At 55.9% G+C, this 22,075-nt stretch carries 16 protein-coding genes; 12 read left to right on the top strand and 4 right to left on the bottom strand.

Features of this window, described 5'->3' with window-relative positions; translation table 11 throughout:
* Positions 1–29: 29 nt before the first annotated feature.
* The 11 genes from HMPREF0577_RS07810 to ppdK all read left to right on the top strand — a co-directional run bounded on the left by HMPREF0577_RS07810 (position 30) and on the right by ppdK (position 15,985).
* On the top strand, positions 30–665 hold the full coding sequence (locus HMPREF0577_RS07810; protein WP_004013271.1) for a hypothetical protein: 636 nt from the start codon (positions 30–32) through the stop codon (positions 663–665).
* Positions 665–3,136, top strand: coding sequence for an RNA degradosome polyphosphate kinase (locus HMPREF0577_RS07805; protein ID WP_004013270.1), 2,472 nt, complete (start codon positions 665–667; stop codon positions 3,134–3,136). Before HMPREF0577_RS07810 ends, HMPREF0577_RS07805 begins: the two co-directional genes overlap by 1 nt.
* Complete coding sequence (locus HMPREF0577_RS07800) at positions 3,133–4,152, top strand: NUDIX hydrolase (RefSeq protein WP_004013269.1); 1,020 nt, start codon at positions 3,133–3,135, stop codon at positions 4,150–4,152. The genes HMPREF0577_RS07805 and HMPREF0577_RS07800 overlap by 4 nt, the downstream gene beginning before the upstream one ends.
* A gap of 258 nt (positions 4,153–4,410) precedes the next feature.
* Positions 4,411–5,448 carry a beta-carotene 15,15'-monooxygenase gene (locus HMPREF0577_RS07795; RefSeq protein ID WP_231282652.1) on the top strand — a complete coding sequence of 346 codons (1,038 nt, stop codon included), beginning with the start codon at positions 4,411–4,413 and terminating at the stop codon, positions 5,446–5,448.
* A 55-nt stretch (positions 5,449–5,503) separates the two neighbouring features.
* Positions 5,504–6,751, top strand: a complete 1,248-nt coding sequence (gene ygfZ / locus HMPREF0577_RS07790; RefSeq protein WP_036342618.1) for a CAF17-like 4Fe-4S cluster assembly/insertion protein YgfZ — start codon at positions 5,504–5,506, stop codon at positions 6,749–6,751.
* Positions 6,748–7,104 (top strand): DUF2516 family protein, encoded by a 357-nt coding sequence (locus HMPREF0577_RS07785; protein WP_004013266.1) that lies wholly within the window; start codon positions 6,748–6,750, stop codon positions 7,102–7,104. Before ygfZ ends, HMPREF0577_RS07785 begins: the two co-directional genes overlap by 4 nt.
* A 60-nt stretch (positions 7,105–7,164) precedes the next feature.
* A complete protein-coding gene (gene dtd, locus HMPREF0577_RS07780) occupies positions 7,165–7,650 on the top strand; it encodes a D-aminoacyl-tRNA deacylase (protein WP_004013265.1) in 486 nt (161 codons plus the stop codon).
* Positions 7,651–7,731: 81 nt separating this feature from the next.
* Positions 7,732–10,479, top strand: coding sequence for an ATP-dependent Clp protease ATP-binding subunit (locus HMPREF0577_RS07775; RefSeq protein WP_004013263.1), 2,748 nt, complete (start codon positions 7,732–7,734; stop codon positions 10,477–10,479).
* Positions 10,480–10,640: 161 nt separating this feature from the next.
* Entirely contained in the window at positions 10,641–11,135 is a 495-nt protein-coding gene (locus HMPREF0577_RS07770; RefSeq protein ID WP_004013262.1) for an RNA polymerase sigma factor, read from the top strand.
* 104 nt (positions 11,136–11,239) lie between these two features.
* Positions 11,240–13,069 carry a hypothetical protein gene (locus HMPREF0577_RS07765; RefSeq protein WP_004013261.1) on the top strand — a complete coding sequence of 610 codons (1,830 nt, stop codon included), beginning with the start codon at positions 11,240–11,242 and terminating at the stop codon, positions 13,067–13,069.
* 174 nt (positions 13,070–13,243) lie between these two features.
* The gene (gene ppdK, locus HMPREF0577_RS07760) at positions 13,244–15,985 is read left to right on the top strand and encodes a pyruvate, phosphate dikinase (protein ID WP_004013260.1); all 2,742 of its coding nucleotides are present in this window, start codon (positions 13,244–13,246) and stop codon (positions 15,983–15,985) included.
* Between the two features lie 326 nt (positions 15,986–16,311).
* Here ppdK and HMPREF0577_RS07755 read toward each other — a convergent pair whose 3' ends face one another.
* A complete protein-coding gene (locus tag HMPREF0577_RS07755; RefSeq protein WP_004013259.1) occupies positions 16,312–17,811 on the bottom strand; it encodes an alpha/beta hydrolase in 1,500 nt (499 codons plus the stop codon).
* 741 nt (positions 17,812–18,552) lie between these two features.
* Here HMPREF0577_RS07755 and HMPREF0577_RS07745 point away from each other — a divergent pair.
* Positions 18,553–18,927 carry a hypothetical protein gene (locus HMPREF0577_RS07745; protein ID WP_004013257.1) on the top strand — a complete coding sequence of 125 codons (375 nt, stop codon included), beginning with the start codon at positions 18,553–18,555 and terminating at the stop codon, positions 18,925–18,927.
* Positions 18,928–19,102: 175 nt separating this feature from the next.
* Here the strand turns inward: HMPREF0577_RS07745 and dhaM are convergent, their stop codons facing one another.
* The 3 genes from dhaM to dhaK all read right to left on the bottom strand — a co-directional run bounded on the left by dhaM (position 19,103) and on the right by dhaK (position 21,741).
* Positions 19,103–20,032 (bottom strand): dihydroxyacetone kinase phosphoryl donor subunit DhaM, encoded by a 930-nt coding sequence (gene dhaM / locus HMPREF0577_RS07740; protein WP_004013256.1) that lies wholly within the window; start codon positions 20,030–20,032, stop codon positions 19,103–19,105.
* Between the two features lie 88 nt (positions 20,033–20,120).
* Positions 20,121–20,744 carry a dihydroxyacetone kinase subunit DhaL gene (gene dhaL, locus HMPREF0577_RS07735; RefSeq protein ID WP_004013255.1) on the bottom strand — a complete coding sequence of 208 codons (624 nt, stop codon included), beginning with the start codon at positions 20,742–20,744 and terminating at the stop codon, positions 20,121–20,123.
* Positions 20,745–20,748: 4 nt separating this feature from the next.
* Positions 20,749–21,741 carry a dihydroxyacetone kinase subunit DhaK gene (gene dhaK, locus HMPREF0577_RS07730; protein ID WP_004013254.1) on the bottom strand — a complete coding sequence of 331 codons (993 nt, stop codon included), beginning with the start codon at positions 21,739–21,741 and terminating at the stop codon, positions 20,749–20,751.
* Positions 21,742–22,075 lie beyond the last annotated feature (334 nt).

Here is a 22,075-nt window from a genome sequence, read left to right as displayed (position 1 = left end):
CCAGGCTTTAGACACAGGAGGAAAGACCTATGGAGACGAGAAAACCCCGCCGACCCGCAATCATTGACCCTGAGACCCTGGAATATTTGGAAGGTGAGGAAGACCCCGCCCTGTCTAGTGAATCCGCGCACACCTCTGCACGTATTTTGATTAAAGCACCCCGGGAAGAATGGTCTGACCCCGATGCGGAAACCCGCGAGCGCCTGTTGAGCTATCTGAAAACCCACGGGATTGACGACCTGGCGGAACTGTGGTCGCATTCCCCGGCGGAAACCTTGCCGGGTACCCTGTGGCGGCTACTGTTGATAGATGAATGGATAAAACGTTTTCCCCAAGGCGTGTCCAGGCGTTTCCAACAGGGCTTGACCAGCCCGAAACTCTCTCAATTCATTGATGTTCAGGGGGCGCGCACCTTGGATTTTCTGGGGTGGCACAAACGTCTGGGCACTATTATGACTGGAGATTTCACCGGTGATTTTGCAGATTTCTTGGAAGAATCCCAAGCCGTGTTACGAGTGTTGGCCGCCAGTGAAGAAGTGTGGATGAAAGAAGACCCCACCAATCCCCTGGCTAATCCCGTCACGATGCGAGACGACGCCCTGATGAACACCGCTCAGGAACTCTTTGACTCCGCCACCCTCTACCGGGAAGGACGTTTGCGCTAATGAGTGAAAATCACGACAATCCCGAAACGGAACTTGCCACCCCGCCCGGGCTGTCGGAAGCCCCGGCTGGTACCCGGGTCGAGGAGGAACGTAAATTCCCTTTCGAAGGTGCTAAGGCAGAAGAGATGTTCCCTAAAGATGCCTCTGTTTTTGCGGGATCCCAGGAATACGATGATGCCGATTTTGTGGAACCAGAACAAAACGAATCAGTAAAAAGTCCGCCCCAGTCTGTGGCAATAGCCAGCACGGATGCCTTGACCAGCAGTCGAGGGAACATTTCAACCAAAGTTCAAGACCATCCGCCCCTGCAGCTGCAAACTGAACCGGGACTGACCGCCAAAGGAATGCCGAGACTCCCCAAGGGACGTTTCGCTGATAGAGAGCTAAGCTGGTTGGCTTTCAATCAACGGGTTTTCGAACAAGCGCAAGACGAGCAGCTAAAGCTGTTGGAACGTGCTTGGTTTTTAACGATTTACTGTTCCAACCTCGACGAGTTCTATATGGTGCGAGTCGCCGGACTGAAACGTCGTATCGCCGCCGGATTTGCCACCGTGTCATCCTCGGGGTTAACCCCGAGGCAGCTAGAAGGCGAAATCAGCCGTCGTTCCCATGAGATGACCGGAAATGTGTATCACTACTTTCAAGAAACTATCCGTCCGGAACTCGATAAGGCCGGATTGGTGATTACCGACTGGGAGGCACTCAACGACACTCAGAAAAACGCCCTGCACCGGTATTTTCGCAACCAGGTGTTCCCGATTCTGTCGCCTCTGGCTATAGATCCGGCTCACCCTTTTCCTTTTATCTCCGGTTTGGCTCTGAACCTAGCGATTCTGGTGCGAAATCCTAGCTCCGGCAAGGATCACTTTGCTCGCCTGAAGGTACCAGCGCAGTTGCCGCGTTTTGTACCGTTAAGCGAACAGGGCGTGGAAAATGACCCGTCAGAGCGAATTCTGAGTGGAGAGGCTGTCAATTTTGTACCCATGGAGCAGATTATTGCTGCCCATCTTGACCACCTGTTCCCGGGGATGGAAATAGTGGAATCTCATCCTTTCAGGGTTACCCGCAACGAAGACTTGGAAGTAGAAGAAGACGATGCGGAAAACATCTTGACCGCGATGGAATCCGAACTGGCTAAACGTCGGTTTGGACCGGCGGTACGCCTGGAAGTAACCGAGAAAATGCCAGCCTATATCTTGGATTTCTTGACCGAAAATCTCGAGATAGGTGCCTCGGATGTGTTTCGTTTGGCCGGCCCGTTGGACTTACGTGGGCTCAACGATCTTCATAATTTGGATATTCCCGAACTGAAGTATCCCCCCTATGTTCCGGTGACTCCAGCGGGTTTGGCCGAGAAAGAATCCGCTAAATCCCAGGATTTGTTCGCGGCGATTCGTGAGCACGACGTACTGATTCACCTGCCCTATGACTCTTTTGCTACCTCGGTGCAACAGTTCGTGGTGCAAGCTGCCAATGACCCCAATGTGTTGGCTATCAAGCAAACCCTGTATCGAACCTCGGGGGATTCCCCAATTGTTCAGGCCCTAATTGATGCGGCGCGCGCCGGAAAACAGGTCGTGGCGATTGTGGAAATAAAAGCGCGTTTTGATGAGGCCGCGAACATTAGCTGGGCTCGCAAAATGGAACGCTACGGGGTACACGTGGTCTATGGCATGGTAGGGCTGAAAACCCACTGCAAACTGTGCCTGGTGGTGCGTCAAGAACCCGACGGTTTGAAACGTTACTGTCACGTGGGCACCGGTAACTATCATCCCAAAACCGCGCGTGGCTATGAAGATCTTGGTTTGTTGACAGTCAACCGCGATGTGGCCCAAGACTTGACCCGTTTATTCAACCAGCTCTCTGGCTATGCACCACGTTCGACTTTCCACCGTTTGCTGGTGGCGCCACGTTCCATCCGTGACGGGCTACTGGCCGGGATAGAACAAGAAATTGCCAACCACCAGGCTGGTAAACCCGCCTGGATTCTGTTCAAAGCGAATTCAATAGTGGATGAGCGCATGACCGATGCGCTCTATCGCGCCTCGCAGGCCGGGGTGCCAGTCGATGTCCAGGTTCGCGGGATTTGTTCGCTGAAACCGGGAATCCCGGGACTTTCCGAAAACATCCGCGTCGTGTCAATTTTGGGGCGTTTTCTGGAACACTCTCGGGTCTATGCCTTCGCTAATGATGGCAATCCGCAGGTGTGGATTGGTTCGGCGGATTTGATGCACCGCAACCTCGATCGTCGCGTGGAAGCCTTGGTACGTATAATCAACCCGGAGCAGGTCAAATACCTGATAGAAGTGGTGCGTAAAGGTGTGTCTGACCTGACATCTTCCTGGCGACTCATGCCCGACCAGCAGTGGGTGCGTGTTACTGCCGACGATGCCGGCAACCGCCTCGAAGACATTCAAGAAACCCTGATGGCACAGACTTCGTCACGCGTGGTAGGGAGAAACTGTCCATGACAGATTCGTCCCACCCCCGGTGTACACGCCGCTATGGAATTTACGCAGCCGGAGGGATTGTGTGGCGTCCGGCTCCCGAACCTGTAGGTTTCGAGATTCTGGTGGTGCACCGTCCGAAATACGACGATTGGTCCTTCCCGAAAGGCAAACTTGAATCCGATGAGATGCTTCCGGCTGCGGCCGTACGCGAGATAGCAGAAGAAACTGGCTATCAGGTGTGCCTGGGCTCGCGCCTGGCAGTGACTAACTATCCGGTGGACGGCATCGACAAGCAGGTTACCTACTGGCTGGCCGCTCCGCGTGACACGCCCGCTCTGCGGGCTCGTCCCCACGTCCATCCGGCTTCTAAAAAAGAAATCGACGAAGTGCGTTGGGTAGGAATTGACCAGGCCGCGCAGCTATTGACCCAAGAGTTTGATCGGGGTTTAGCTCGGCGCGCCGGGCAGTTGCTAGCTGCCGGGTGGGGCTGCAGTGCGCCGGTGGTACTGTTTCGTCACGCCAAGGCTAAGGCTCGCGAGGACTGGGCGGGCGATGACGCCCTGCGACCGTTGCGGAAAAAGGGATGCCGACAAGCTCGAGACATGGTGCCCGTGTTGGCGGCTTTCGGAGTGTCTCGGGTAGTGACCTCGCCATGGAAACGCGCCGCGCTTAGCGTGGAACCATACCTGGAGGCGACTGGAATCGCCGCTGAATATACGGCGGCACTTAGCGAGGCGGGCTTTGCGTCGCATCCGGAAACGGCGCAGGCTTTACTGTCAGCTTGTGTTTCCCAAGGGCTCATGAGTAGCGGGGTTGTGATTTGCAGTCACCGTCCCGTTTTAGAGTCTCTCGTAGCCCAAATACAACAGACAGCTGGCGAGAGCTTTCGGGGTAAAAGGGAAGCCAATTGGAGTCCACTGGGTTTGGCTGAAATCATGGTGTCGCACTTTGGGTACTCGCAGGCAGGCGAAGCAAAGTTACTGGGAATGGAACGGTATTTACCGCTAGCGCCTTTAGAACAAGAATTGTCAGGTTAAACCCCACAGTTTTTAATTTATTTTTCAAAGCACTGGCGAAACACTCCACAGTGGGGTATCTTTTAATCAAGACATCGGTGTCGCGAAAGCCCCGGGCTCCATTAACTGCCGCTACGAGCGGCCTTCGCGCCGACAGGCGCTTTGCGGTGCTGATGTCGCGCAGGCTCCAGGTAACTGGAGCCTGCGAAGTTTTTAGAACCGGCTCTCCAGCGTTTCGCCAAAGGTGAAACCCCAACGATTGTGTGAAATAATCTGAACATGAATGCTGCAACCCCGTTCCAACCGTCGGCCGTGCCCCGTCCGGATGCAACGGGGTATGACAATCAGCAAAGTTCTGAATCAGCGTCACGAAATGTGGTGAAACCAAGTCCACAAAGCCCAGCTATGACCGACACGGTGGTAATTAAACGGCGCGACCGACGCAGCGTTCACGCCCAGGCGCATCTGGAGAAGCTGCCGAAAGTTCCTGAGAGTCTCGTGGGTCGGGTGTTGTGTGCCCATCCTGAAATCGTCACTGCTGTGGCGTGCCTGTTATTGGCGGTACTGTTTTTGTTGCCCCGCGAAATCTTGACGGTAGCAACTGCCATTGGTGTGGTGAGTTTTGCTTTCGGGTGGGCTCGCCTGATTCGCCTGCCGGCTCCCACTGCTACGGCGGCTCTGGTTGGAGGGGTGGGAATCCTCGTGGTACTTGCCGCGAGAACTTTCGGGGATTTTTCGATAGTGACTGAAATAGTGGGGCTGGGGATAGTGGCGGCTTTTGGAGTTGAAATGTGGCGTTATCCCCGCCACGATTTGCTGTTATCTGTGTCGGGAAATGTGGCGGGTTTACTGGTGGTCTCTACCAGCGGGGCGTGGATTGTCCTGGAAAAGGATGCGATGTGGTTTTTCTTGCTGGTTCCTGCCGCTTTAACCTTGTTGGGCGGATGCGCCGGAATGGGGATTAGCGCCAACTGGAGTGTCAAAGCGCGTGCGGGAACCACCCTGGCATTTTCTATGCTCTTCGGAGCTATCGCTGGGATACTCATCATGGTTTGGTATAGTGTTATGCGTGAAAATCTTATGATTTTCACCGGGGAACACCTGTCTGCCTTGCCTGCAGCTATAGCCTCTGGGGTGGTACTGGGACTCGTAATCGGTTTGATGTTTGCGTCGCTGACGGTGATGTTTAGTGCCGACATGGCTCCGGCCACTATCAGTGCGGTTTTCTCGCAGGCATTAATCCCGGTTTTAGCGGCCGGGATTCCGGTGTATGTACTGGCTCGACTGCTGGTGGGGGAAGGCTCGGTTTTGCCTTGAAATCAGTAAATCGTCGGACAGAAACGGGAACTCTAGGAAACAAAGGGGAGAACAGGTGGAAATTTATCCGCAAGTAAACCGTGACTGGCCAGGGTTACCAGTGTCGGCGGGCTATCGTGGCGGCCATGAGCTCCTGACCGGTTCAGGTTTTGTGCGGGTACCCCTGGGAGTGATACGAGTCAGCGGTGATTCGAGGTTATCCTGGCTGGAAACCGTTACCACCCAGAAGCTGGCTGGGCTCGCCCCAGGGGTTGGTAGCGAAGCCCTGGTTCTAGATGTGCAAGGGCGCATTGAACTGGCTTTTTACCTGGTTGATGACGGTCATAATACCTGGATTTTAACGGAAGTACCCGAGGCTACCCGGGTTTTCCTGGACGCAATGCGGTTCCGAAGCAAGGTGGAAATTACTGATTGTAGCCAAGAATTTGTGGTGCTCGGGTTTCTGGGTTCCTCGCTAGGATTGCGCGACACTGGGGCGGTGGTGTTGGCGGGTTCATTAGGTGCCAGTCTGGGTGAACTCGCGAAGGTGGTGTGGATTGACCCCTGGCCGCGACCCGTAGGAGAGACCACGGTCTATACTCTTCCCGAAGCATCGCATCCCGGGCTGGCACCTCATGAACCCGAAAAAAGAATCCTCGCCGTGATACCCCCGGAAAACATCCCCACCTTCGAAGCTCAGGCTGCGGCAAACCACCTGGTAGAAGCGGATTTAGGGGTATGGGAAGCCGTGAGGATTGCCCGGTGGCGACCCCGACTGGGACGCGAAGGGATGCCTGGAATGCTGCCCCACGAACTCGATTGGCTGCGCAGCGCGGTGTCCTTGAATAAAGGCTGCTATACCGGCCAAGAAACCGTCGCGAAACTGGTGAACCGGGGGAGGCCACCCCGCCGGCTGGTGTTTCTGGATTTAGACGGGACAAGCGAGGAGTTGCCTCGGATAGGAACTGAGTTGCGACTCGCTATGACGGGAGAACCGGTGGGGAATTTGACCTCGGTGGCGTATCACCCCACTGACGGTCAGATTGCTCTGGGCGTGGTGAAACGGCAAACCGACCCCGAGGCGCTGCTGGAACTGATTGGGCCGGAGGGAAATCCCGTGCGCGCGGCGCAAACTATAATCGTGAACCCCAGCGGGGACAACCCGAAACGTTTCGATGCCACCAAGCTTGCCACCGGTCTAGGGATGCGGGCACATCGCGGGGGAAACGGACGGAAACTGGGTGGTTTAGGGAATTTCGGGAAAGGCACTACCCCGCAGGGCAAGCGGGGGATTGGTATCGGAATGAAAGGAAACAAGCAATGATAAGCCTGTTCGGAATCATCAACTATGTGCAAATGTGGCTGGTGTTTGCCTTGGTAGCGGTGGTGATGGTGCTGTCTGGCTATGCCTTGTATCACACGCTGACCACCCCGGAGCAAGCTTTTATTTCAGAAGGGAAACGAACCCGTAACTTTTGGGCCTTGCTGAATGGTTTGGCTGTAGTGATTTCTTTTCTGGCACTCACTCCCGCTGGTCCTGTGGGATTGTTTGGGGCTTTAACAGCGTTGATAATTCCGGGGGTGTACCTAGCCGATGTGCGTCCCGCCGTGACGTATTGGCGGCAAAACCGCCGAGGTGGGAGAGGCACGAATAATCGGCCTCCCACCCCCTGGTAAAGTGGATTGGGCGGGGAATCACTCGTTCGGATTGGGAATTAGTGCAGTACAGGAGGCAAGATGCGAGCGGTGGTGCAACGTGCCCAAGGCGCGAGTTGCAGTGTAGAAGGGAAGGTTTCTGGCAGTTTTGAAGGGCCAGGACTGGTGGTATTGGTGGGCGTCACCCCGACAGATACCCCGAAAGAGGCTCAGACCGTGGCACGTAAAGTAGCTAATTTGCGAATTTTTGATGGTCCGGGAGCCTATGACACGGATGTGGCCGGTTCGGAAAAACTGGCCGAGGCGCGCGGCAAAGAAGTTTCCGCCCTGGATTTGGGACTGCCAGTACTGGTCGTCAGTCAGTTTACGCTCTACGGAGATGCCCGCAAAGGTAACCGCCCCTCATGGGTTCGTGCCGCTCCAGGGGAAACCGCAGCCCCACTGGTAGAAGAGGTCTGCGTCGCGCTAGAAAGCATGGGGATGCGCGTGGAACGAGGTGTATTCGGGGCGGATATGCAGCTTAGCTTTACCAATGACGGTCCTTTTACCATACTGTTGGAGTTTTAGAGCGCTCCGCCAGTAGTGAACAAGGCCGGCAAAGCACCGCGCGGTGGCTTAGAGTGTAAGTGAGAGAAACGAGGGGAACCAATGTTTGAAAGATTTACGGATCGGGCGCGTCGCGTGGTGGTGTTGGCGCAAGACGAAGCCAGGCGCTTGAACCAAAACTATATTGGCACCGAACATTTACTGTTGGGCTTGATTCATGAGGGTGACGGGATAGCCGCGCGTGCCCTGGAAACCATGGGGATTTCCCTCGAGGCTGTGCGTGCCCAAGTTATTGAGATTATTGGGGAAGGCGAACAACCCACCACCGGGCACATTCCCTTTACTCCGAGGGCGCGAAAAGTTTTGGAATACTCGATGCGTGAAGCCTTACAGCTGGGGCACAACTATATTGGCACCGAACATATTCTGCTGGGTTTGCTGCGCGAGGGTGACGGGGTGGCCTCGCAGGTGTTGGTGAACCTGGGGGCGGATTTGAACACCGTGCGCCAAACTGTTATCGAATTGCTCAGTGGATTCCAGGGAGGAAATGCGCCGGGTAGTGACCGTGACGTGGTTGGCGTTGGCGGGGGTCGTGCCGACAACCCCCGGGGCGGCAACTCGGCGCTGCTGGATCAATTTGGGCGCAACTTGACCCAGGCAGCGCAAGAAAACAAACTTGACCCCGTTATTGGGCGCACCAAAGAGATGGAGCGGGTGATGCAGATTCTGTCGCGTCGCACCAAGAACAATCCGGTTTTGGTGGGTGAACCCGGGGTCGGTAAAACCGCTGTAGTTGAAGGTCTGGCCCAAAGTATTGTGCGTGGGGATGTACCCGAAACCCTGAAGGACAAGCAGCTTTATTCTTTGGACATGGGTTCATTAGTCGCGGGTTCGCGGTACCGCGGTGATTTCGAAGAACGGTTGAAAAAAGTTCTGAAAGAAATCCGTACTCGCGGTGACATTATCCTGTTTATTGACGAGATTCACACTTTGGTAGGTGCCGGCGCGGCTGAAGGTGCTATAGATGCGGCGTCCATCTTGAAACCGATTCTGGCGCGCGGGGAACTGCAAACCATCGGAGCAACCACCCTGGAAGAATACCGCAAGTACATTGAGAAAGACTCTGCTTTGGAACGGCGCTTTCAGCCTGTTAGAGTCGAGGAACCCAGCGTGGAAGAAACCGTGGCAATCTTGAAGGGGCTGCGCGACCGGTATGAATCCCACCACCGGGTGATGATTACCGACGCGGCAGTTGCTAGTGCCGCGCAGTTGGCCGACCGCTATATTTCCGACCGGTTCTTGCCGGACAAAGCTATCGATCTGATTGACGAGGCGGGGGCACGCCTGCGTATTCAGCGAATGACTGCCCCCCCGGAACTCAAAGAAGTAGACGAGAAAATTGCGAAAACCCGACGTGCGAAAGAGGCTGCTATCGATGCTCAGGACTTCGAGAAAGCCGCGAGCCTGCGCGACGAAGAAAAGAAGCTGGCTTCGGAACGCGCCGAAAAGGAAGAACAGTGGCGTTCGGGTGAAGATAAAACCAAGTTAGTGGTCGATGCGGAGCAGATTGCTGAAGTCTTGGCGATGGCCACCGGAATTCCCGTGTTTAAGCTGACCCAAGCGGAGTCATCGAAGCTGTTGCGCATGGAAGACGAACTGCATAAGCGGATTATTGGTCAAAACGAAGCGGTGAAAGCTGTGTCCCAGTCGATTCGCCGTACTCGTGCCGGTTTGAAAGACCCCAAGCGTCCCGGCGGTTCGTTTATATTCGCAGGCCCCACCGGGGTAGGTAAGACCGAGCTGGCCAAGGCGCTGGCAGAGTTCCTGTTCGGGGACGAAAATGCTTTGATTCAACTCGATATGTCTGAATTCTCCGAGAAGCACACCGCGTCACGTTTGTTTGGCTCCCCGCCTGGGTACGTAGGTTACGATGAAGGCGGGCAGCTGACAGAAAAGGTGCGCCGTAAACCCTTTAGCGTGGTGTTGTTTGACGAAGTAGAAAAGGCTCACCCCGATATTTTCAACTCGCTGCTGCAGGTGTTGGAGGAAGGCCACCTTACCGATTCCCAAGGGCGCTTGGTGGATTTCAAGAACACGATTATCATCATGACCACGAACTTGGGTACCCGCGACATCAACAAGGGGGTGTTGACCGGTTTCCAAGCTAGCGGGGAGCTGGCCACCGACTACCAGCGGATGAAAGGCAAAGTACAAGAAGAACTCAAACAGCATTTCCGCCCCGAATTCTTGAACCGTGTAGATGAAGTCGTAGTGTTCCCGCAGCTGCAAAAGGAGGAAATCCTCAAGATTGTCGATTTGATGATTAAGAAACTCGATGATCGGATGCTGGAACAAGGCATGGCTATCAAACTGACCCCGGAGGCTCGAGCTTTGCTGGCGTACAAGGGATTTGATAAGACTCTGGGGGCGCGCCCCTTGCGTCGGGCAGTGCAACGCGAAATCGAAGACGTGTTGTCCGAAAAAATCCTGTTCAACGAGCTGCACGAAGGACAGACGGTGCTTGCCGATGTGGATCCGAAGTTTATCAAACATGCTTCGGAGGACAAGGTAAACGGTATCGACTGGGAATTCGACGATGCCGCCACCTTCACTTTCACTGGTCAAGACGGCTTGCCCGAAGGGCGTGCCTCGAAGCGTCACCGACTTGAGGATGTAACTGCCGCCACCATTCGGGAAGCTGAACTCGCCGCGCAACAAGCTGAAGACTCTCAAGCGGTGACAGTGGGGAGTCCGGCGAGTCCCCAATCCCAGCCGGAAAACGCTGGGGACACCTCTGAGGACAATAGTGGTAGCGGTGGAATGCCGGGAAGTACTGGTGAACCAAGCTAGGCATCGGACTTGAGTGAACGCAGGCGCTCAATCGTTTGGAGAATCTAGCTCCAAACGATTGAGCAGCTAGGTCATAAAACGGTAAAATACCTAGAAATGTAGGTAGGCTTTGGATTTGAGCCTTTCGACCCCTGGTACCTGTTTACGGAGGATTTCTCTAGATGACCGCCGCGCATGATGAACAGTGGTTCGAGTCGGTATTCTCTGAACATGGTAAGGCCATAGTCAAATTCTTGTACCGGCGTGGTGCTTACGCGGAAGCCGAAGATTTAGCGGCAGAAACTTTTGTGGTGCTGTGGCGCAAAAGAGATGAAGTCCCTGACGGCGCAGAGCTGCCTTGGCTGTACAAGACCGCCGGGTTGACTCTATCCAACTGGTTTAGGAAAAAGAAATCTTTGCCGCTGGGGGATGCTACGGAGAGCCTGGACTCGGTGGATAGCAATGACCCAGCGAGCTTGGTGATGGAAAACCAGGGGATGCGCACCGTGCTGGCAGAACTCTCCGAGCGCGACCGAGAAATCATTCTCGCTGTTGCCTGGGAAGGGCTGACCGGACAAGCCCTGGCGGATTATCTGGGAGTGTCTCGAAACGCCGCTGATGTGGCACTGTCACGGGCGCGGAAACGACTGGAAGAGGCGATAGCACGGAATACTTAATCGCCTGTAAGAAACGCCGTGTTGCTTACAGATACTAATTGCAAGGCTTGAGAAACAGGAGAGCTGGGTACTAGAAGTTTTGAGCATATTACGGCTAGCACCTCATGAATCCGCCAACGCCCAAGCCGAACCGAGAAAACCTAGAGATAGCAAGAAAGGACAGGGACGTGGAACACCGCGAAAGCCACACCGAGGGACTTCATGCCCTAAGTGAGCTTGACCCTGCCCAGAATCTCGAAATTGATATAACGGCTTTGCGGGCGAAGATAGCTGCGAAAATGTCAGCACAAGGTTTAGAATTTACGCCAGCAGCGAACGCTGGGGTAGTTGAAGCTGAAACTGTTGCCTCCGATAATGTGGTGGCGCTACATCCGCGCGCCGGTGCCTCGAAACACTCGTGGTGGTGGGGGTTAAGTGCTGCAGCCACCGTTACCGCAGTGGGATTGACCGGCTGGGCAACACTCGGTCAAGGGGACACCACAGTTCCACACCCCGAGGATTCCGGACGACCAACCTACCAAAGTTCACCTCGCTTGGAAGCAGCGAAACTGCGTCCCGCGATTCCGGGAGCGGCCGAACGACTTTCCGAAGTCGGTGAAGTCGACTTTGTAGCGGCCGAAGATTTCTCGACCGCCACGACCAAGGCTCCGGTCTACCGGTTGAGCCAAGGCGCGGAGGTTTCCTCTGGGAAAATCCAGAAAGTAGCTGATTCTCTGGGAATTAAAGGTGCGGTTAAAAAGAACGAATCCGGATTCATCGTGAAAGACACCAGCGGAGCCGTTCTGACCGTGACCGTGGGTGAGTTAACCTCGTTAGACTTCAGTAATCCCGCCGCTTTGCGGATGGAGTGCGTGCCGGTAACCCCCGGGGATGGAAATGTGGAACTGGGCAGGCGCAACGAAAGTCCGAAACCCAGCTCTTCAACACAACCATCCGGGAATTCCGGGGGAAATACGTCGCCGTCGAATCGCCCGACCAACCCGAAAATACCTCCCAAGGGGGAACCGGTGCCACGCCCGGAACTGCCGGAAGTAAAACCGACTCCGAAGCAACCGCAGGTGACGCCAACAGAAACCCCCACCGAGGCCGTGCCCCCGGCAGTGCGTCCCGGTATGGCGAATCCTAACAGTACTGTCACTCACGGGACTTCCACTAATCCGGATAAACCGGGGAAAGAAACCGAGGCTCCTGGCGTGGCTTCTGGCGAGACCCAGGTTTACAACTATTACCCGGGTATAGCCCCGAGAGATGAAGCCGTTGAGATTGGTGAACTGCGGGTTTTGACCCGCCGGAATTCGGACACAGAACCGCCGAGCGAGCCAGCACCTCATGAAACCGCAGAAAACCTTACCACTCCAGACCAGACCGATATAGCGGAATCACAGGTGACCCAGTCGCCCTCTCCGAGTCCCGCCAACTGCGTGATGAAAGTGGCCGGGGAAGCCCCCTCCGCGCAACAGGCTGTGGAAGAAGTTAACAAGGTGGCCAAATCCTTAGGCGCTACCGTGGTGAGCACTCAGGTCGGGGCAGTCCAAAAAGACGGCCTGACCACTGTTGATGTGCCCGTTAAAATGCCGGGACAAACCCAGACTCAAACCTGGAGAGCCGTGGTTTCCTCCAAAGGACTGGCCTCGATTCGAGCCAATCTTGGTAGAGAAACCAAAGTAGGGGACTATCAGGTTATCTCTGAAAAACAAGCAGTGGAACGACTAAACGACCCGAAATTCGGTCCGATAGACGTATTCGACCCGCTGGGTAAAGCCCCAGCAAAAATTGTCGGCAAAATCGAATTGGTGGAAGCAAAGCTAGCTAATGCGCCTGTAAAGCAAAAAGACGGCAGTATCGTCTCCATGCCGGTTTATCACCTGGTTGACACTCAGGGGCGAGTGTGGACAGTGCTGGCCGTAACGAGTGTCGGAAAGCAAACACAGTAGGCAATCCGAGTCGGGCATAGAGGGGCTAACGGGATTCGTTAGAGCCAGACAGAACCACAAAGTAAAGATTGCGTAAAGAGCTTTTTGTATCGTATAGGCGAGAGCGCCAAAAATTGTTAGGATGGGAGCGGCGCGTTTGGCGCACAAAACACGACGATAATGGAGGCTTAATTTATGCCTAAATATGTTTACCGATTCGAGGAAGGCAATAAAGATCAGAAGGATCTTTTGGGTGGCAAGGGCGCAAACCTGGCCGAAATGAACAACCTGGGATTGCCAGTTCCTCCCGGATTCACCATCACCACTGATGCTTGCCGGGCATATTTGCGCGACGGTACGGTTCCCGAAGAGATGACCGTCCAAGTCACCAAGGCTTTACGGGAAGTTGAAGCAAATGTGGGACGGAGGCTGGGAGCCCCCGAGGATCCGCTGTTGGTTTCGGTACGTTCCGGGGCGAAATTCTCGATGCCTGGCATGATGGAAACCGTTTTGAATGTGGGATTGAACGATAAATCCGTGCTGGGATTGGCCGCTAAGTCCGGCAATGAACGCTTTGCTTGGGATTCGTACCGCCGTTTGATTCAAATGTTTGGTAAAACCGTGCAAGACATCGATGGGGATTTATTCTCGGACGCGCTCGACTCGATGAAGCATCAGCGCGGCACCAAGGCTGATACCGATTTGACCACTGAGGACTTGAAAGAACTGACCGAACAATTCAAAGCCATTGTCCAACGAGAAACCGGCACACCCTTCCCACAAGAGCCGCGCGTCCAGCTGGATATGGCCATCGAGGCCGTATTCCGCTCTTGGAATTCGGAACGCGCCCGGATTTACCGCCGGCGTGAACGCATCCCCCACGAACTGGGCACTGCCGTCAACATTGTGACCATGGTGTTTGGCAATATGGGTGAAGACTCCGGTACCGGGGTGTGCTTTACCCGCGACCCCTCCTCGGGACGCCCCGGGGTTTACGGCGACATCCTAATGAATGCCCAAGGCGAAGACGTGGTGGCGGGTATCCGCAACACTGAAGCCCTGACAGACCTGGAGAAACACGACAAAAAATCCTATGACGAACTACTCGGCATTATGCGTCGCCTGGAAACCCACTACCAGGACATGTGTGATATCGAATTCACTATCGAGCGTGGCAAACTGTGGATGCTGCAAGTCCGGGTTGGCAAACGCACCGCAGGGGCGGCTTTCCGTATCGCCTCGCAGCTGGTTGATGAAGGCCTGATTACCACCGATGAAGCTTTGACCCGTGTCACCGGCGAACAGTTACAAAACCTGATGTTCCCCATGTTCGATGCTTCGGCCAAACCGGCGGTATTCACCAAGGGCATGGCGGCTTCGCCCGGCGCTGCCTTTGGCAAAATTGTCTTCGATAATGACGCGGCCGAAGCCTCGGAAAAAGCTGGGGTTCCCTGTATTTTGGTGCGCCGGGAAACCAATCCCGATGACCTACGCGGCATGGTGGCAGCTAATGGCGTGTTGACCTCTCGGGGCGGGAAAACCTCACACGCAGCAGTGGTGGCGCGTGGCATGGGCAAAACCGCTGTGGTAGGTGCGGAAAACATTGCCGTGGACGCGGTGGAGAAGACCGCAACCGTGGGCGACAAGGTACTGCGTGAAGGCGACGAGATTTCCATCGACGGTTCTACCGGGGAAGTATTCCTCGGTAAAGTCCCAGTGATGGATTCCCCGGTTACCACCTATCTGTCCCACGGCCTAGAGGCCGCCTTGAAAATGGCAGCCGACGAGGATGACATCGACTTGATTAAAGCCGTAGATCGCGCCATGACCCACGCTGATCGGGTACGTAAACTGTTAGTGCGCACTAATGCTGACAACCCTCAAGACACCCGACGGGCGTTATCTTTCGGCGCGGAAGGCATTGGGCTGTGCCGCACCGAGCACATGTTCCTCGGCGATCGCCGCCCCTTGGTGGAACGACTAATCCTCTCGCCGGAAGGCTCGACGGAGCGCCAGGCAGCCTTGGACGCTTTGGAGCCCCTGCAGAAGGGTGACTTTAAAGAAATGCTGCAAATCATGGACGGCAAACACATGACGGTGCGTTTGATTGACCCGCCGCTGCACGAATTCCTGCCGGATTTGTTGGGTCTGGAAGTAAAGGAAGCCGTGGCACGTGCCCAAGGCCAGGAACTGCCCGAGGCCGATACGAAGATGCTGCAAGCGGTGCGCCGCATGCACGAAGCCAACCCGATGTTGGGCTTGCGCGGGGTACGTTTGGGTATCTACCTGCCGGGTCTGTTCCAGATGCAGATGCGCGCCCTGGTACAAGCGGCCTGCGAGCTGAAGAAGGAAGGCAAGAATCCGCATCCCGAGATTATGGTGCCGCTGATTGGTTCCACCCGCGAGCTCCAGATTGTGCGTGATGAGGCCGAAGAAGTCATCAAGTCGGTGCAGGCCGAATACGGAGTGCAATTCGAGGTTCCGGTCGGCTGCATGATTGAGCTGCCGCGCGCCGCGATGACCGCCGAAACCATAGCGAAAGAAGCCGATTTCTTTAGCTTCGGTACCAACGATTTGACCCAGACCACCTGGGGGTTCAGCCGTGATGACGTGGAAGGCGTGTTCTTCCCCCAGTATGTCGAGGCCGGAATCTTTGGAGTATCCCCCTTTGAATCCATCGACGTGCACGGGGTCGGCCGGGTTATCGCCGAAGGCGTGGCGCGGGGTCGCTCCACGAAGCCGGATTTGTCCATGGGTATCTGTGGGGAGCACGGCGGCGATCCGCTCTCGATTCAGTTCTTCCACCGGGTAGGCGTGAACTATGTGTCCTGCTCGCCTTTCCGGGTGCCGGTGGCTCGCCTCGAGGCAGGTCGCGCGGCGGTGGCCGAAAAAGCCGGGGGTGATTCCTCGACGGATGATTTCTTGAAGTCGGTTTAATCGGTTTCATGAGGAGTTAATTGGTTTCCCCGCCGGCACCGCCTGCGGGGAAACCAATTCTAAGCGAGGTGCCTAAGCCCCAGTAGCATGCCTTTTCCTTGTAGGCACAGCGCGCAAGCTTTCTTGCCGAAAAAGAGCCGATAAACTAAGTGGCACAAAAAGTTTAGAGTTGCGCAGACAGAACCGGTGAGATGCCGACAATTTTGGCTGGCACCTCATGAAGCCGAAAGGAAACCCGAAATCCGCCGGGAGCGGCGGTCGCGGCGCAGCTACCCAGTCAAGCCACCCCGACTGGTGCCCGAAACGCCACCCTTTGACGGGAAACCTCAGTCGAGGATACCGGAGGCGGCCAACCAATCCGAGATTCCCGCAAAGAACTGTGCCCGCTCCAGCGGCTGGGACAAAGTCAAATCGTGGTAACCCGACAGCAACCGGAACGTGAGGTTATCCCCGAACAATTCCCGGGCGCGTTGCCCAATCAGCTCCCCGTTCAAAACCGTGTCGGTGTGGCGTGCCGCCTCGGTCCAACCCACCAAAGCTGAGGCGTACGGCTGGCCGGAATCCACGCCGGGGACAGAACGCGCAGTGCGGAAGGGGTCTTGAAGCCAAGCGGCGTTATCCTGCCAGAAACGCCGCCACGGAGAGTCACCATGCTGGGTGCGTCGTAAATCACGACGCTGCTTCATGATAGCATCCACTCGCGTGACTTCGGCCTGGTAGCGGGAATCCAAGCGGTGATTCCCGCTGAGACACAACACCGGTTTATCCGGGAACGTAGCCTCGGTGACAAGCCAGCGATGGGCTTGGAACACCGCCGAAATCCAGCCCGTCACCATCGGGGCACCCGTCAAAATCCGCCACTTGGGGTTGATTATCCACCCCGCCACGCTCGGATCATTTTGGAAAGGCACCAAGCGACGCGGCAGCGGCGAGCCGATAGCCCGGTAGCCCACCAAGGAATCCGAATACACCATGTCGGGGCCTTGGGGCAAAGCAAAGCGTTTCGCCCGCCCATAATCCGCGAAAAGCCGCCGTAACTGCTCGCCGGCTGGGACACCACTGACATCGTGAACCAGCCACGGCGAGTTGAAAATAAGGCCATCGAAATCATTGTGGTGGCGCGCCGCCCAACCCGAAACCACCAGCCCACCCATAGAATGTCCCATGACCAGCAGCGGCAAACCGGGATGCTCCTCGCGGGCATGAGCCACCGCCCAATTTAGCTCCGGGTCGTAATTCGTGAAATCTTCGGTGTAACCATTCCACGGCTTGCCCTGCCACTGGGGCGTGTTACGCCCATAACGGTGCAGGTCAAGCGCGTAAAACGCCCCACCCAGGTGGTTGAACATCCGCGCCAGGTGTGATTGGTAGAAGTAATCATTCCAACCGTGGACATAAACCAGCACAAATTTCGGGTCGCTGGACGCCAGCTGCCATTTGGTGGCGGTGTGCAAATCCCGGCCGTCCAGTTCCCGGCTCAGGTATTCGCGGAGACATGCTGGGTCTTGCTGCTGGGCTTGCGTCAGGGGCTTGGCCAAGGGTGGCGGTAGCTCGCCCTTGCGAGTGCTGGACTCGTGATAGCAAGTGCCGGGTTCCCCGGGCTGTTGGGGGGAAGCCTCTGGTGGCAGGACTGTAAAAGAATCAGTGCTCGGGGCGCCCCCCACCACGAGATTGTCTGGCACGACCCGGTCTGGTAGTGCGGCCTTGGGGTCTTTGGCTGGCAGATATCGGGTCAGGGTGATACTACGCGTGGAAAACTGGTCTGGTTCCAAGTCTAGGCGGGCGGCCTCGAACCCAGCACCGAGAAAGTCAGGATGATATTGCACGCCCCTGATTTTACCGAATCCAGGGTGTGTTTTGGGGGAATAGCGGCTTTAAGATTCCCAAGGGGCGTGCCAGACGGGGGGTGGCGGGGGGCGGATTGGGTTTGAGCTCGGCGCATCTGGGACAGGGGAGGATACGTGTGGGCGGACGCGGGTATCTCTCCGTGTTCTTCGTCGGAACTTCGAAGTACACTCGTTTACATGCAGACATGGCGCATAATCTCTCTTATTGAAAATGACCTGACAAAATAAATACCAATAAAGCAAGGTCAGCCTTATTTCAATCTCAACATGCATAAAATACACATCGAAGCGTTGACAGTCACAACACCGTATGGTACATTTTATCCAACTTGTAGGCGGTCTTGCGTCGCGGGTGTCCAAGTCCCCTAACGATAACAACACGGAGGATAATTGGAATGATTTCGCTGAAGAAAACCGCTTTTGTGTCAACGTTGGTTCTGAGTCTTTGCTTTAGCCAAACATGTCCCATAAGTGCTCAAGCCTCCCCGCAGCTGCTATCAAAGTACAGTTCTAGTCAAGTTACCTCGAAAATTAATAATGCCGAGATAAGCAAACTGTTAGCTGTAGTTAAGCTGATAACAATGTCCATGGGAGAAGTGGCATATGCTGCCGCTGGCGGGAGCGGTGTGGTGATTGTGGCCGAATTTCTGCCTTCTTTCGGATCCAATGGCGGATACACGTATACGGTAAAGCCCCAATGAGAGAAAGGGTGTGAATGGCATGAGTAAGAAAAAAGATATTCTACAGCCTGGGGATCGGGAATTTCTGGATGGGTCTGCAGCAGGGTTTATAACTATCGTATCATTTGCTTTGCTGGTTTTGGCCTGTGCCCACGCGGATTTGGCGGGTCGTATTTTCGCGATTGTTGCAGGGTTCTTTATGTTCTTGGCTTATCTTTATACTGCTTGGCGAAAACAAGCCCTGTTGTTGCACCTTTCCCGAATTTCTTGGGGATTGTTCTTAGGTGTGATTGTAGTATGGGGCACAAGCCCTGCAACTATTACCTACGTTTATTATGCGGTTGGTTTTCTGATTATTTCCGTGGCGCTGGGAATAGCATATTTGATTTCAGCAAAGAAAATACAATCCTTATGAAGAATTCAGTATGAATTTCGAGGTGGTGCGGATTTTCCCCAGGTTTTAACCACGCCTAGCTCCCGACCTTGAAGTTCCTGGTCGAGATATTCGCGTCGGCAGGGCACCGGACTCTGGCAATACCCTGGAGGCAGCGCGGGTCGATGGTCTTTGACCTTGGGTTTTGTCGCTGATTTTATTGTTTTAGGGCTGTGGGGGTTTCCCAAGGGGCGTGCCAGACGGGGCGTGGCGGGGTTGGAGTGTTTGTTCCTGGCTTTGAGTCGGGTTCTGCGGCCGGGACAGCCGCCGGGGTCGTGTCCGGGGTGGAATTAGAGGTGGTGTCTGGGAGGGGGATTTTGCCGCGTTCCTCGCCAAAACCGCTGGCGATTAGCTTGGTTATGGCTGTCACGGCCGCCTCGGCTTGTTCCCCGTAGCCCAAAACCTGGACATTATCCCCGCAAGCCACCGCGAGAGTGGCGATACTGATGGGACTCTTAGCGTTGGCACGGCGCCCGGATTTATCCAGCATGACTTCACCAGGGAAAGTTTGCGCCAGGGAAGCCACAGCCGCAGCGGGGCGGGCGTGCAGCCCGTCCCGGTTCACCACTTGGACAAGCTGTTGGGCGTCAGGTGGGGTTTCATGAGGGGCTTCCGAATCGCTGGCGCCTAATGACGCCGCGCCTGGCAACGCTCCCGCAACCGGCGGCTCCGCTACCCCCAAGTGTTCCAACTTTGGAGCCAAGCTGTTTACCGCCTCGGACTCTATCGTGTCGAGGTCTGACCCGAGAGCCGCCCGAACCACGGCGGCGGTCAGCCCCTCGACAAAAGGCGCTGGCAACACGCGCACCTCGATTTCTTCTCCCATGTCCGCTAGCATTTCCAGAGCCATATCCGTGGAGGTCAACGCGGAACCCAAGTCGGTAAACACCGCGACCCCATCGCCTTGGTTAGCAGACATTATGGCCTCCATCACCGCCACCGCGTCTGTACCGAAACCACCATCATCCGTGCCAGCGGCGATTTCTAGCGGCGGTTTATCCCCGTGCACCATAATGAGAGCCAGCTCCACGGCGGCCTCGGCCAAGGCGCGGGAATGCGAGACAACCACCAGACCGACCTGAGTCATTATTCCTCCTTGCTAACAGTTATGATTTGGCGCTAAATACCGGGGTGCCCACCGGAACCACCAGCGGACACCCCGAAACGGTTCTGGTTTAGCTTACGACTTTCGCAAGCGTCTCGAAGAGATACGCGCTGGAAGTAGCCCCCGGATCTTGGTGTCCCACCGAGCGTTCACCCAGATAGGACGCACGCCCTTTGCGTGCCAGCAGTGGCGTGGTGGCCTCGGCACCAGCGCGGGCGGCTTTTCCGGCAGCGGTGGCGGCCGCCGTCAAGCCTGTGGCCGCCGCCGCATCGAAAGCCTCCAGGGCGGGGGTCATAGCATCGACCATGGTTTTGTCCTGTAGCTCGGCCTTGCCGCGATCCAACACCCCTTGCAATCCGGCGTGCAACACGCGCGACAAACCGGCAGCGTCCAGGCTTCCCGCATCCCCGGTTTCCTTGGCAGCCCGCATAAAGAATGTGCCATAGAGCGGACCAGCTGTGCCGCCGACCTTGGAAACCAAAGCCAGGCCGACCTTTTTGAATAAAGTAGCCAAATCCGGCTGGTCGAGATTCGCGGGTTCCACCGCCGCGTTCATGCCGCGTGCCATATTGGTGCCGTGATCCGCGTCCCCAATAGCCGAGTCCAACTCGGTGAGATATTCCTTGTTTTCTTCTAACACCTGGGCATAGGCCTGCATCCAGGCTTTCGCGGTGTCTATAGAGAAGCTACTCATGAACTTACATCCCCCAACGCAACCCGGCGGTGTCCACCGGAGCATCAAACAGTTCCAACAACTCCGTATCTGCCGACAGCAAAGTTACCGAGCAGCCCGCCATGTCCAGGCTGGTTATATAGTTACCCACCAACACGCGTGCCACTTCGATACCCTTCGTGTCCAACAGGGCTTTGACCTCGGCGTACATCAAATATAATTCTGACAGGGGCGTGCCGCCCATGCCGTTCATCAACACAATCACCGGGTCGCCGCTGAAATCGTAGTCCTCAAGAATCGGCTCTACCAGGCGTCGGGCAATCGACTTGGCATCCTCCAGCTTGACGCGTTCGCGTCCCGGCTCGCCGTGAATCCCGATGCCGATTTCCATCTCGTCAGCGGGCAGGTCAAAGGTCGGATGCCCCACAGCGGGAACCGTGCAACTGGTCAACGCCATACCCATGGAACGACCCCGGTCACAGACTTTCTGTGCCACCGCCAGGCAACCATCCAGGTCACGACCCGCTTCGGCGGCCGCGCCCACGATTTTTTCAACCAACACCGTCAGGCCAACTCCGCGCCTCCCGGCCGTGTAAAGCGAGTCTTGCACCGCCACATCATCGGCGACCACAATGGACTTCACCTTGATGTCCTCGGCGTCGGCCATTTCGGCAGCCATATCGAAGTTCATCACATCGCCGGTATAGTTCTTGACAATATGCAACACACCCGCGCCTTGGTCGGCCTTTTGGGTGGCCAGCAGGACTTGCTCCGGGGTGGGGGAAGTGAATACCTCACCGGCTGCGGCCGCGTCCAACATACCGTGTCCGACATAGCCCCCGTGCAGCGGCTCATGACCCGAACCGCCGCCGGACACCAGGCCGACCTTGCCGGACTTCATCGCCTTGCGATAGATGACCTTCAAGTCTGCGTCCACTTCAACACGCGGGTCGGCTGCGGCTACCCCACGTAAAGTATCCGTGATGACGTCTTCGACGCCGTTGATTAGTTTCTTCATTTGTCCCCCTTATTTAGAGTATCTTCGTTGATTCCTCTCCGGAACGGAGAGTGGGTCTTGCCCCTTCTTTAGATTAGCGGCAAAACGGGATTTTGTCTTGGGGTTTTGGTCTGCGGGAATTTTTTGGGGGTGCTGGTGGCTGGGGTGTACCGGAGTCGGGAGAATTTGCTTAAAAGCTCGGTTTTTTGGGCGTATTTTGTGCATTTTGTCCCGATTCCGGTACATCGGCCGGTGCGGCGGGGGTTTCTGGGGGTCATGAGGTGCTAGTCGTCAATTTAGCGTAAATCTAGTCGCCAATTTATTTGGATTCCAGTCGTCAGTTTGTCGGAATTCC

Source organism: Mobiluncus mulieris ATCC 35243 (assembly GCF_000160615.1).
GTDB classification, from domain to species: Bacteria; Actinomycetota; Actinomycetes; order Actinomycetales; family Actinomycetaceae; genus Mobiluncus; species Mobiluncus mulieris.
This window is presented reverse-complemented; position numbering and strand designations above follow the sequence as displayed.

Bases quoted from the DNA above. Each gene is read 5' to 3' on its own strand.
- HMPREF0577_RS07810 (WP_004013271.1), top strand. From the start codon at position 30: ATGGAGACGAGAAAACCCCGCCGACCCGCAATCATTGACCCTGAGACC.
- HMPREF0577_RS07805 (WP_004013270.1), top strand. From the start codon at position 665: ATGAGTGAAAATCACGACAATCCCGAAACGGAACTTGCCACCCCGCCC.
- HMPREF0577_RS07800 (WP_004013269.1), top strand. From the start codon at position 3,133: ATGACAGATTCGTCCCACCCCCGGTGTACACGCCGCTATGGAATTTAC.
- HMPREF0577_RS07795 (WP_231282652.1), top strand. From the start codon at position 4,411: ATGAATGCTGCAACCCCGTTCCAACCGTCGGCCGTGCCCCGTCCGGAT.
- HMPREF0577_RS07785 (WP_004013266.1), top strand. From the start codon at position 6,748: ATGATAAGCCTGTTCGGAATCATCAACTATGTGCAAATGTGGCTGGTG.
- dtd (WP_004013265.1), top strand. From the start codon at position 7,165: ATGCGAGCGGTGGTGCAACGTGCCCAAGGCGCGAGTTGCAGTGTAGAA.
- HMPREF0577_RS07775 (WP_004013263.1), top strand. From the start codon at position 7,732: ATGTTTGAAAGATTTACGGATCGGGCGCGTCGCGTGGTGGTGTTGGCG.
- HMPREF0577_RS07770 (WP_004013262.1), top strand. From the start codon at position 10,641: ATGACCGCCGCGCATGATGAACAGTGGTTCGAGTCGGTATTCTCTGAA.
- HMPREF0577_RS07765 (WP_004013261.1), top strand. From the start codon at position 11,240: ATGAATCCGCCAACGCCCAAGCCGAACCGAGAAAACCTAGAGATAGCA.
- ppdK (WP_004013260.1), top strand. From the start codon at position 13,244: ATGCCTAAATATGTTTACCGATTCGAGGAAGGCAATAAAGATCAGAAG.
- HMPREF0577_RS07745 (WP_004013257.1), top strand. From the start codon at position 18,553: ATGAGTAAGAAAAAAGATATTCTACAGCCTGGGGATCGGGAATTTCTG.
- dhaM (WP_004013256.1), bottom strand. From the start codon at position 20,032: ATGACTCAGGTCGGTCTGGTGGTTGTCTCGCATTCCCGCGCCTTGGCC.
- dhaL (WP_004013255.1), bottom strand. From the start codon at position 20,744: ATGAGTAGCTTCTCTATAGACACCGCGAAAGCCTGGATGCAGGCCTAT.
- dhaK (WP_004013254.1), bottom strand. From the start codon at position 21,741: ATGAAGAAACTAATCAACGGCGTCGAAGACGTCATCACGGATACTTTA.